This window comes from Acinetobacter sp. YH12120, assembly GCF_013418795.1.
GTDB lineage: Bacteria > Pseudomonadota > Gammaproteobacteria > Pseudomonadales > Moraxellaceae > Acinetobacter > Acinetobacter towneri.
The window spans coordinates 1-10,832 of the sequence record NZ_VPBI01000038.1 but is presented as its reverse complement, the minus strand read 5'-3'; the positions used below and the strand labels follow the sequence as shown (position 1 = coordinate 10,832).

The window sequence follows — 10,832 nt, the reverse complement described above, 5'->3', positions numbered from 1 at the left end:
AGAGGTTAAGCAGCCATTAGAGGTGGCTTTCCTTTGTTAGCTTGATGTGGTCTTTCATGGTTGTAATGCCACAACCAGTTTGTTGCATAATCTTGTACTTCATCCAAAGTATCAAATAAATGCTTGCTCAGCCAACTATAACGTATGGTCCGATTATAGTGTTCAATATACGCATTCTGCTGTGGCTTACCCGGTTGAATATATTCAATACGAATACCGTGCTCAGTAGCCCAGCGCACAAATTCGTGACTGATAAATTCGGGACCTGAGATACCGTCTTGGTAGTCAATCAGGTTTTGAGATTATTCGACCACTAAATAATCTCTTCGATAGGCAGTCTGATGTTTTAAAACGCCATAACACAGATGTATAAGCTTGCGCATTGCAGCACCTAAAGCACACATTTTATTTTTACCCTGGCTTAATAATCGTTGATATAAAGCTTCAATGTGTGGATTATATTTAATCGCTGTTAATGCCGACATATACAATACTGAGCGTATTTTACTGTCACCTGCTTTTGATAAGTGACTTTGCTTGTTGACTGAACTGCCAGACAACTGATGTACTGGAACCAAACCTACATATGCAGCAGCTTGACTTGCTTTTTCAAACTTGTGCGAATGAAATAACCCCAACAGTAATAAGCCTGATCGTTCACCGATTGAAGGAATAGTTTGCAGTAATTTCAAATCCTGTTTCAATGTTGGATCTTGATCTATGTGATTATTTATTAACTTATCAATATGTTCAAGTTGCCGATTTAAATAGGCTTTGTTGCATAAACATTTTGCAAGGCACTGATTTTTAAAGGTTTGTGAAAATTTCAACCTAAGAATAAATTTAATAAAATCATATTCTTAGGTATTTGTGCAACAAAGCCGATCCGAATCGGAAGCCAAAAAGCTTTTGGGGCAGATTATTAGGACGGAAGTGAATTCATAGTAACTGTCCAAATGAAAGAAGAATCAGTGTCCTTTACGATAAGAATATGCAATTTATCTAAGAATTATATTGCTGAATAAGCTTTTAAGAATATAGGTTTGGGCAATAAAGCCTTTAAATTCTATTACTGAATAAACCCTAAGTGGCCGATTTGGAATAGGAATGAGTGGTAGGGTGCGAATAGGAATAGGTGGTAGGTTTATGCTGGAATATGCATTGAGTCCAATCCTTGATCGTGGAGACTATTGTATTAGAAACAATAGCAGACCTAAAAGGCTTTACTGGTATCCATTGATTATTCAATAACATTAAATAGAGCCGTGAGACGTTGAAAGGCTCACAGAGTGGGAGGTAAAGTATATCCTCATCTCTCGTAAAACAGCTGACGAAGTCCGAGATAGAATCATTGCGTCAAAAAAAACGTGATATTTGAGAACTAAAAAAGAAGTGGTACTCCTACTGGTTACTAAAATTAAAGTATATTGAATAATAAATTTATAAAACAATACTTTACAAATCTATATGATGCGTAGTGTACGCATCATACATAAAGCGTTCTATTTTGATATAATTGATCCAATCAACCCATTGTTAGGTTTCATTTAAATTCCATGAGTCTTACTGAAATTAAAGTTCGCCAAGCTCATTGTAAGGAAAAAACCAGTTTTTTATCCGATGAAGATGGGCTTAGCCTGAAGATTGAGCCGAGTGGAAGAAAATCTTGGTGCTATCGCTATACAGATCCACAAACTAAAAAACGTCGACGCATTCAGTTAGGTCGTTATCCTGATTTATCGCTGAAAAAGGCACGACAAGTCAGAGATGACTTTAAAGACAATGATTTCTGTTTTGAACAAGATACTGCCTCTAATGTCATCACCTTTGGTAAGGTCGGGGAGGAGTGGTTACAGTTCAAACTGAAAAATGCCTTCAACGATCTACCCCGCTGTGGTGTACTACAGTTAGCAGAAAGATGCTTACAGCAAGATATTTATCCAGACCTTCAGGATCTACCTTTTCAAAACATCAAGCGTTATGACCTGGTTTCAGTAATCAAAAAAATAGAGGGACGCCAAGTAAAAGAACCTGTCAAGAAAGCTTGTAGTTATTTGAACCAAATTTATGACTACGCTGTAGCGATGGGTTATTGTGAATTCAACATCGCGCATGGTTTAAATAAAATCGCCATTAACAGTAAAATCAAGAAAAATTATCCGTATTTGAAAGCGGAGGATATATCTGATTTTAAGTATAAATTACAAAAATTGGATGCCCATCCGATTATTAAAAAAGCACTGCTGTTCAAATTACATACTGGCGTGCGAGGGGCTGAATTGTTATTGGCTGAGCCTCATCATTTTGATTTAAATGAAAAAGTCTGGAAAATACCTGCCTTGCATATTAAACAGTTTCGACGAAAAGTCATATTAGGCCATGAGATTCCCGACTTCTTAGTTCCACTTTCAGATCAGGCTTTAGATATTTTAAAAGACGTCATGCAATGGTCATACGGTGAAAAGTACATTTTTGCTAGCCCACGGAAACATAATCAACCGATTCATTTTAATACATTAAATATGGCTATACGTAAGATGGGCTATGGAAAACATCAATTATCCTCTCATGGACTACGTTCCACTTTTAGTACCATTTTGAATGACTCAGGTTTGTTCCAGGATAACTGGATTGAGGCACAACTTTCACATATTGATAAGAACCGTACCCGTGCCAGCTATAATCACGCTGACTATTTAGCCCAGCGGACTGAAATGATGCAGTGGTGGGGTGATTATTTAAGTACTGCTAAGTGAAAATCGTACTTTTATACATAGACTTAAAACATTATGGGGTTTCAAATGGATAGTAAACAATATACTTGCCGTGTTACATGGTCAGCAGAATATAATGAGTATGTTGGGTTGTTCGAACCACAAGCACTAGCCATTTGTTGTAATTCAGCTTTAAGCGCCCTTAATTCTTTCATGCGTTTATTCACTAGTGCAAGTTGCTGATCAATTAATGCATTAACGCTAGAGCAGCTTTCTTCTGGCTTATTTTTTAATTCGATAAGACGTTTAATATCATTGAGTGATATATCTAGGCTGCGACAATGCTTTACGAATTCCAATTGTTTAAGTGCTTTGCTATCATACAGCCTGAAATTACCTTCTGAACGATTTGGATTTAACAGAAATCCTTCTCTTTCATAATATCTAATCGTTTGTATTGAACAGCCCGATTTTTTTGACAATTCGCCTATTTTCATCAATTTCCCCCAGACATTTGACTCTATAGTTACTATAGAGTCTATAGTATAAGTATGCAACGAAAAGGATATATAAAAAATGACTGAGAAATATTTAAACAATACGAATATCGTTAATTTTGAACACAAAGATATCCAATCCTTGATCGATCAACGTAGGTGGAAAAACTTGGATAACTTCAACAAAATTGGTGCCGCTTATCAGTTTGTAAAAGATGAGATTTTCTTTGGTTATAATGAAAGCGATGATATTGCAGCAAGCGATGTGCTAGCAGATGGTTATGGACAATGTAATACTAAGGGTAATCTGTTAATGGCACTATTGCGTGGACTAGGCATTCAATGCCGATTTCATGGGTTTACCATAGACCAGCAACTACAAAAAGGTGCTATCCCAAGCTATGTATTTTGGTTAGCACCTAAATACATCATTCATAGTTGGGTAGAAGTTTACTTTGAAGGGCGTTGGATAAACTTAGAGGGCTTTATATTGGATGAGCAATACTTAAGCTCTCTACAGGAGAAATTTGACCAAGTAAAAGATGATTTTTGTGGTTATGGTGTTGCAACAAAGTGCTTTTCATCACCAGATACAGATTGGCGTGGAGAAAATACCTATATTCAAAAAGAAGGTATTCATGATGACTTTGGGCTTTATGATTCCCCTGATGAGTTCTATCTCGAAAAAGGGACTAACTTGTCGGGGTTCAAACGCTGGATATATCAACGCTTGATACGTCACTTGATTAATATGAATGTATCAAAACTAAGAAATAGAAAAGTACTAGAGGTACAAAATGCACAACCATAATCATAGTCATCAACATGGTAAAGATGACCGTATTGGTTGGGCATTTTTCCTTAATGTGACATTCACTATTATCGAATTTATAGGTGGTTGGCTCACTAACAGTACGGCGATAATGGCAGATGCAGTTCACGATCTTGGTGATAGTCTTTCAATAGGTTTTGCGTGGATTTTAAGTCGTTTTTCAGATAAAGAAGCATCAGATAAGTTTAGTTATGGTTATCGTAGACTTACTCTCTTTGGCGCATTGATAAACAGTATTGTTTTAATCATTGGCTCAATTTGGATTTTATTTGAAGCAATTCCAAAGCTGTCCAATCCTGAAATGCCTGTAGTCGAGGGGATGTTAGGGCTAGCGATACTCGGCGTTGCCGTTAACGGATATGCTGTATTAAAATTAAAAGCGGGTGAAACATTAAATGAGAAAGTGCTGACATGGCACCTTCTTGAAGATGTACTTGGATGGGTTGCCGTTCTTATAGTCTCTATCGTACTGTTGTTCGCTGAACTGCCGATATTAGATCCCCTTTTATCAATAGGGTTCACGCTGTTCATCTTGTTTAATGTTTTCAAAAACCTGAAATCAACACTCGTTTTATTTCTTCAAGCTGCACCCGATAAAGAGACTCAAAAGCGTATTAAACTATCACTAATGGAATTTCCTGAAGTTAATGGTATCCACCACATGCACTTTTGGTCACTAGATGGTGAAAGTCACGTTTTAACAGCGCACCTTGAGCTGAGTGACAACTTTGACGTTAAAGAATTAATTAGGCTTAAACAAGAAGTTGCAGCTAAATTATCTTCCTATCATTTATCGCATACAACGATAGAGTTTGAGTTTTTAAATGAAAATTGTCGGGATGAAGCGCAGTAAGCTTTATCAATAAAATGTTGGGCATACAATATTAAAAGCAGCTTAATTAGGCATAACCTAGTAATTAAGCTGCTTTTTTTGATTTTAAATTTCGTCGGATTGCTGTTTGCTACTCTCAGAGCCATGCGCCCATTGATATAAAATAGGCAATACAAACAAAGTTAAAATTGTAGAAGATACAATACCGCCGATAACAACTGTTGCTAGTGGTCGTTGTACTTCTGCACCAATTCCAGTGTTTAACGCCATTGGAATAAAACCTAAACTTGCGACCAGTGCCGTCATTAAAATAGGTCTTAAACGAATGATGTGCTGAGTTTCCATCATTGTCTTGGCTTGATGCGGATCAGTCTAAAGCATTCTCAGGAATAGAGGAGCTCGTTGCTGATGTTGTCGCTGATATGATTAGCAATAATGAAAAAGTTCCTACACCACTCTCCGGGAAAATATAGTAGGCAGTTTGTTGTCCTTGTTCTCAGTGGTTCAACAAAAACTAGCCCTCGAAGCCGCAGAACGTGGCGTGGACATAAATTGTTTAGTATCAGTAAAAAGAGCGATGTAATTTTAGTACGAGTGAGTGATAGAGCAGGAACCTATGCTTCATATATTCAGTAAATGGTATGTTTTTGAATTAATAGGTATTTTTAAATAAAGCTTTCTTTGATTTAGTGCTTTTTATTTAATAAATTAATTTTAAAAACAACTTAGGCTAATTGATAAACACTATCTGGAAAGATTAAAAGAAAATATTTTTTAATTTCTGCTAATTCATTTAAGGCAGGTTCCCTTTCAAGCAGTTGAAATGTCCAAATAAGTACAGCCTGATGATTATCATAGCAAGTATTTACTCCAAGAAAATTAGCCATTCCATAACTTCTATTGATGTTCATTTCTTTAATTAATTGATTTCCTAAGTCACGAGCTTGCTGGCTGATCAATAACTCATTTGGTAACACGGCGGTCATCTCCACAAAATAATCTAATGCAGGTTCAATCCTTATATTTAAAAAGTTATAATTTAGTTGAAATGGATAAAATATACTTTCTATAAGTTGTAATAACCTGCTGTAGGTTAATTTTAGCAAAGTATTACTCAGTCAACAACTTCAAATAACCCACAGCAAGTTATTTTTTGTAAATTAATTTAAATATGATTACTTGTAAGTTATCTAGCCTCATGGGCGATAGAAAAATTTTAAAATTAAGTGAAGTGGTGCATGCAACAGGTATCAATCGCAACACGCTCACAAGTATGTATTATGACCGTGCTGTACGTATTGAATTACCAGTCGCCGATAAGTTGTGTAAGTACTTTAACTGTACGATGAATGATTTGTTTGAGTTTAAGGAAGAAGTTGAAGAAAAAGATTAACTTAATACTTCGTTTGATAAGTTTTTCGAAGAAAAAGACTAGCCAATACTTAGTTTGATAAGTTTTTCTCTGCAGATCTAATATTGAATTTTATAAAATATCATTACAAACAGAGGTGGTTCCACTTGTTTGAACAACTAAAAGCGTATTTATAAGTGATATTCCGCTCTAGTTAAGCCACCTTGTTTTGTTGGGGTAGCTGATCATAGTAAAACTCATTTGGTGTCATTTTGTCTAGACTCGAATGAGGTCGTTTCAGATTATAAAACTCAAAATATGCACTCAATTGCTTTTTCGCATCTGTGACACTGCTATAAGCTTTGAGATACACCTCTTCATATTTAACGCTCCGCCATAATCGTTCAACCATCACATTATCTACCCATCGACCTTTACCATCCATACTGATTTGAATGCCATTTGATTTCAATACATCAATAAATGCATCACTGGTGAACTGACTGCCTTGGTCTGTATTCAATATTTCAGGTGATCCATATTTTTCAATCGCTTCATTTAAAGCCGAAATACAAAAATCCACCTCCATACTAATCGATACCCTATGCGCAAGTACCTTGCGGCTATGCCAATCAATCACAGCACATAAATAAACAAAGCCTTTTGCCATAGGGATATACGTTATATCAGTAGACCACACTTGATTACTGCGCTGAATAGCCAATCCTTTGAGCAGATATGGATATTTACGGTGAGCTTGATTAGCCTGGCTTAAATTTGGTTTGCAATATAACGCCTGAATACCCATTTTCTTCATTAAAGTACGTGTATGACGTCGTCCTATATGATGCCCTTGACGATTCAACAAATCACGCATCATACGACTGCCTGCAAAAGGATATTGCATATGTAATTCATCAATACATCGCATCAGCTTCAGATCTGATGAGCTAACAGGTTTTGGGCGATAATAATAACAACCACGAGAGACTTTCAGTAACTTAGCTTGTTTAGATACTGAAATCTGAAGTGAGTGATCGATTAACTTTTGTGGTTGAAGCGGCCCAGTTTCTTCAACACACCTTCTAAAAAATCAATTTCTAATGCCTGCTCACCGATTTTTGCATGTAACTTTTTAAGATCAATGGGAGGTTCTGATGGAGCTTTTGATTGATCGAAAGCTTGTGAGGAAGCTGAGATCAATTGATTTTTCCAGTCAATAATTTGGTTTTGATGAACATCAAACTCAGAACTCAATTCAGCAAGTGTTTTTTCTGCTTTGATCGCAGCAAGTGCTACCTTAGCCTTAAAGTCGTTTGAATGATTTCTTCTTGGTCTACGTGCCATAAAATACTCCATATATTGATGTTTATAACATCATTTGAGGAGCAGAGTATCACTTATAGGAGTTGTTCAAATTTCCGGATCCATCTCTAAGTGAGGAGGAAATGACTCTTACTATTCAGATGTTGTTTCAAGCTTTTTTTGATTGATAGAGTTTTATGTATTAAACTCTATATTGAAAGTAAATATATTGTAAAAATAGTATGTTATTTACTAATTGATTAAATTATTTACACTTATTCTGTATAATGCTCTATGAATTCATTACTTATTTTTTTAAATTAAAAATCATATGCAAAGCTTAAATGATGAAGAGTGTCGCCAAGTTGAAAGTGTAAAACAGCTTTTACAAAAAAATTTTAAAGATAAGCTTTATGCTATTTATTTATATGGTTCGTATGTTGATGGTGGTTTAAAACATAAAAGTGATCTTGATATTTTAGTTATTATTGAACGTGAAATTACCGATCAGGAAAGAAAACAATTAGCGCAGAATTTTCTAAATATATCTGTTCCGATTGGTCATGCTACAGCGCGTGCCTTAGAAATTACGATATTAGAAAAAGGGAGTATTACCAATAAAAATCATCCATATACATATCAGCTACAATATGGCGAGTGGTTGAGAGAAGAATTACTCAAAGGTGAATTACTTTATAGTCAATCTGATCCAGATATTAGTATTTTACTTAAAACTGCCCAATTACATAACATTACTATCTTTGGACCTGATATTTGCGATTGGTTAAATCCAATTAGCTATGAACAATTAATATTTGCCATGCAAAAAACTTATCCACAAATTATTGCTCATTGGAAAGACGATCAGGATGAATGTAATCAAATTTTAGCGCTATGCCGTATAGCTTATACATTAGATCATAAAACAATAGTTGCCAAGGATGTTGCTGCGACATGGTTTTTAGAATTCTTAAGTCAGATAGATCAAGACATTTTGCAACTCATAATAGATGAATATATTGGGCAAGGTCATGAGCAATGTTGGTTAGTTTTACATGATCAGCTTGCTAAAATTGTTAAAGAATTACAGCATAAAATTGAACCACTACTTTTTAACTGATGTGGAAGTAATGGATATGCTTCTTAGATTATTACCTCACTATATCTCTAAATACCGAAGAGACTTGATATTGCAAAGGGGGGCGTGGTTGGAGTTGCATGAAGATTTTAAATAAAAGCGGAGGAACTAGGGTAAAAGTTGCCAAAAAGTTTCTTCTGAAATGACTTTTATATTATGACGTTTAAGCAAAGCGGAGGTAACTCCATTGCCATAGATCTTATTCCCATTAAATTGACCATCGTAAATCATTGAACTACCACATGAAGGGCTATTTTCTTTAAGCACTACCAGAGTAGCTTTTAATAATTGAACTTTTTTTAAAGTTCTATATGCCCCTTCAATATAGATTGAAGTCACATCCTTTCCTGATTTTTCAATTACACAGGCTTTTCCATCTAAGACATCATCGCCATTACCTCCCGAAATCTCGGCAGGTTCGCGTGGTGTTGATAAACCGCCAAGAATCTCTGGACATACCATAGTAGCTTTTCCATCTTTGACTAATTTTTCGATTTTTTCGTTTAAGCTATGCGTCCCGTTATAACGTACCTTTAAGCCAGCCAGACAAGAACTTACTAAAATCATATTTCCTCTATGAAAAAGATATGTATCGATTTGCTATTTAGCCAGTACCTATTATTTTTTAAAATTAATAGGTTAGTGCTATGGATAAAACAAGAATTTAAATATGATCAATGCAAAGTGAGTTATTTTTTTTCTAACCCACAAAGCTTATAGATTAGTTTGATCCTTTTTGTTTAGAAAATTTATCAACAGTGATGTGTGCTGAATTAGCAGGAGACTTTCACTTGGGAGATTCTAGGCAGCTAACCGATAAAAGTCTTCTGCCATTTGATTTGGTGTCTTAAAATCCAAGCCTTTTTGAATTCTTCGCTGATTATAAAATAACTCTATATATTTTGTAATATCCGCTTTGGCTTCTTCCCTTGTTTTGTAGTTGCGATGATGGACTAGTTCATTTTTGAGTATGCCCCAGAAACTCTCTATCGGTGCATTATCAAAGCAGTCGCCTTTTTTGCTCATTGAACCCTGAAAATCAAATTTCTCAAGTAAGTTTCGATATTCATTACTGCAATATTGGCTGCCTCTATCTGAATGTACAATGAGATCTTTAGCAGGTTTCTGATTGCGAATAGCCATATTCAATGCATCACAAACAAGCTTGGCTGTCATGCGCTCATTTAAGCTATAGCCAACAACCTGTTTCGTGTAAAGATCTTTGACAGCTGCCAAGTACAACCAGCCCTCAGCCGTCCAAATGTAGGTAATGTCACTCGACCACGCAAGATTAGGCTTCGTCATTGAAAACTGTTGCTTGAGTAAATTGTCATAAATAGAACGGTTGTGATCACTGTTCGTGGTTCTTTTGAAACGCTTATGGCGCTTACAATACAACTGATTTGATTTTTTTATTTGGCGCACAGCATACGTACTTATTTTGATACCTTGCGCTTGTAAATGCTTGGTTAATCGAACATAGCCATAGCTTTGTTTGGTTTCTTCATGGGCTATTTTGACCAAAATTGTCTGCTGATTTCGCTGAATTGATCTTTTACTCATGCCTCGCTTTAGCCAATCATAAAAGCGAGAAACGGATACACGAAGTAATCGAGCCATTAAAATAATCGGAAATAAGTGGCTTTGCGATTTCATATAGGCGTACCTCACTGACTTTCTTTGGCAAAGTACGCTGCTGCCTTTTTTAAAAATTCACGTTCCATTTCAGCTGTTTTGAGCTGTTGTTTAAGCTTCTTATTTTCTTCGAGTAAGGCGTTTAGATCGGGCGAATACTGTTTTGTGCCTGCTAAAGTTCCAGCCTTTGCTTTGTTATTCCAGTTCGAAAGGGTTTGCATTGAAATGCCAAGTTGTCTAGCGGATTCCGATACATTACCTTGGTTCTCTTCAATGGCTTTTATGGCTTCAGCTTTAAATTCTGCGGTGTAAGTCTTCTGTTTCTTGCTCATGGTAAACTCCTAATGAGTATGTATAGTTTACCAAGTTAAACCCTCCTGTTTTTTAAGCACACATCAATAGAGTGGGAGTGACGGGCACTGGCTGGCAATGTCTAGCAACGGCAGGCATTTCGGCTGAGGGTAAAAGAACTTTCCGCTAAGCGATAGACTGTATGTAAACACAGTATTGCAAGGACGCGGAACATGC

10 protein-coding genes and 5 pseudogenes are annotated in these 10,832 nt (G+C 35.9%); 7 read left to right on the top strand and 8 right to left on the bottom strand.

All coding sequences use genetic code 11. From position 1 onward, the window contains the following. Positions 1-5: 5 nt before the first annotated feature. Together FTU58_RS13565 and FTU58_RS13560 are read right to left on the bottom strand one after the other, a co-directional pair. A pseudogene (locus FTU58_RS13565) lies at positions 6-269 on the bottom strand (integrase core domain-containing protein); the annotation flags it as partial. Between the two features lie 33 nt (positions 270-302). Continuing rightward, a pseudogene (locus FTU58_RS13560) lies at positions 303-779 on the bottom strand (transposase); the annotation flags it as partial. Positions 780-1,269: 490 nt separating this feature from the next. Here FTU58_RS13560 and FTU58_RS14185 point away from each other — a divergent pair. Together FTU58_RS14185 and FTU58_RS13555 are read left to right on the top strand one after the other, a co-directional pair. Beyond that, positions 1,270-1,371 (top strand): annotated as a pseudogene (locus FTU58_RS14185) (recombinase); the annotation flags it as partial. A gap of 185 nt (positions 1,372-1,556) precedes the next feature. After that, positions 1,557-2,756, top strand: a complete 1,200-nt coding sequence (locus tag FTU58_RS13555) for an integrase arm-type DNA-binding domain-containing protein (protein WP_005245164.1) — start codon at positions 1,557-1,559, stop codon at positions 2,754-2,756. A 41-nt stretch (positions 2,757-2,797) separates the two neighbouring features. Here the strand turns inward: FTU58_RS13555 and FTU58_RS13550 are convergent, their stop codons facing one another. Then, on the bottom strand, positions 2,798-3,211 hold the full coding sequence (locus FTU58_RS13550; RefSeq protein WP_179989169.1) for a Cd(II)/Pb(II)-responsive transcriptional regulator: 414 nt from the start codon (positions 3,209-3,211) through the stop codon (positions 2,798-2,800). A 79-nt stretch (positions 3,212-3,290) separates the two neighbouring features. On the opposite strand from FTU58_RS13550, the gene FTU58_RS13545 reads away from it, so the two are divergent. Further along, on the top strand, positions 3,291-4,022 hold the full coding sequence (locus FTU58_RS13545) for a transglutaminase family protein (protein WP_005245162.1): 732 nt from the start codon (positions 3,291-3,293) through the stop codon (positions 4,020-4,022). Further along, on the top strand, positions 4,009-4,896 hold the full coding sequence (locus tag FTU58_RS13540; RefSeq protein ID WP_127800877.1) for a cation diffusion facilitator family transporter: 888 nt from the start codon (positions 4,009-4,011) through the stop codon (positions 4,894-4,896). Before FTU58_RS13545 ends, FTU58_RS13540 begins: the two co-directional genes overlap by 14 nt. A gap of 84 nt (positions 4,897-4,980) precedes the next feature. Here the strand turns inward: FTU58_RS13540 and FTU58_RS13535 are convergent. Then, positions 4,981-5,205 (bottom strand): annotated as a pseudogene (locus tag FTU58_RS13535) (efflux RND transporter permease subunit); the annotation flags it as partial. Here FTU58_RS13535 and FTU58_RS13530 point away from each other — a divergent pair. After that, positions 5,205-5,348, top strand: a pseudogene (locus FTU58_RS13530) (antitoxin HicB); the annotation flags it as partial. The pseudogenes FTU58_RS13535 and FTU58_RS13530 sit on opposite strands and share 1 nt — an antisense overlap. 252 nt (positions 5,349-5,600) lie before the next feature. On the opposite strand, the gene FTU58_RS13525 reads toward FTU58_RS13530, so the two are convergent. Next, positions 5,601-5,852 carry a hypothetical protein gene (locus FTU58_RS13525; RefSeq protein WP_004658363.1) on the bottom strand — a complete coding sequence of 84 codons (252 nt, stop codon included), beginning with the start codon at positions 5,850-5,852 and terminating at the stop codon, positions 5,601-5,603. Positions 5,853-6,046: 194 nt separating this feature from the next. Here FTU58_RS13525 and FTU58_RS13520 point away from each other — a divergent pair, with 194 nt between their 5' ends. Further along, positions 6,047-6,268 carry a helix-turn-helix transcriptional regulator gene (locus FTU58_RS13520; protein WP_004658364.1) on the top strand — a complete coding sequence of 74 codons (222 nt, stop codon included), beginning with the start codon at positions 6,047-6,049 and terminating at the stop codon, positions 6,266-6,268. A gap of 172 nt (positions 6,269-6,440) precedes the next feature. Here the strand turns inward: FTU58_RS13520 and FTU58_RS13515 are convergent. Further along, a protein-coding gene (locus FTU58_RS13515; RefSeq protein WP_099046175.1) for an IS3-like element ISAba14 family transposase occupies positions 6,441-7,585 on the bottom strand; the annotation gives its coding sequence in 2 pieces (ribosomal slippage) (positions 6,441-7,321 and positions 7,321-7,585; 1,146 coding nt in all). 277 nt (positions 7,586-7,862) lie between these two features. Here FTU58_RS13515 and FTU58_RS13510 point away from each other — a divergent pair. Further along, positions 7,863-8,651 (top strand): aminoglycoside adenylyltransferase domain-containing protein, encoded by a 789-nt coding sequence (locus FTU58_RS13510; protein WP_038350081.1) that lies wholly within the window; start codon positions 7,863-7,865, stop codon positions 8,649-8,651. A 126-nt stretch (positions 8,652-8,777) separates the two neighbouring features. Here the strand turns inward: FTU58_RS13510 and FTU58_RS13505 are convergent, their stop codons facing one another. Further along, complete coding sequence (locus FTU58_RS13505; protein WP_077170035.1) at positions 8,778-9,236, bottom strand: DUF523 domain-containing protein; 459 nt, start codon at positions 9,234-9,236, stop codon at positions 8,778-8,780. A gap of 234 nt (positions 9,237-9,470) precedes the next feature. Continuing rightward, positions 9,471-10,636 (bottom strand): IS3 family transposase gene (locus FTU58_RS13500; RefSeq protein WP_119285041.1). Its coding sequence is split into 2 segments (ribosomal slippage): positions 9,471-10,378 and positions 10,378-10,636, totalling 1,167 coding nucleotides; the frame shifts between segments, so codons are not numbered across the junction. Between the last annotated feature and the right edge of the window lie 196 nt (positions 10,637-10,832).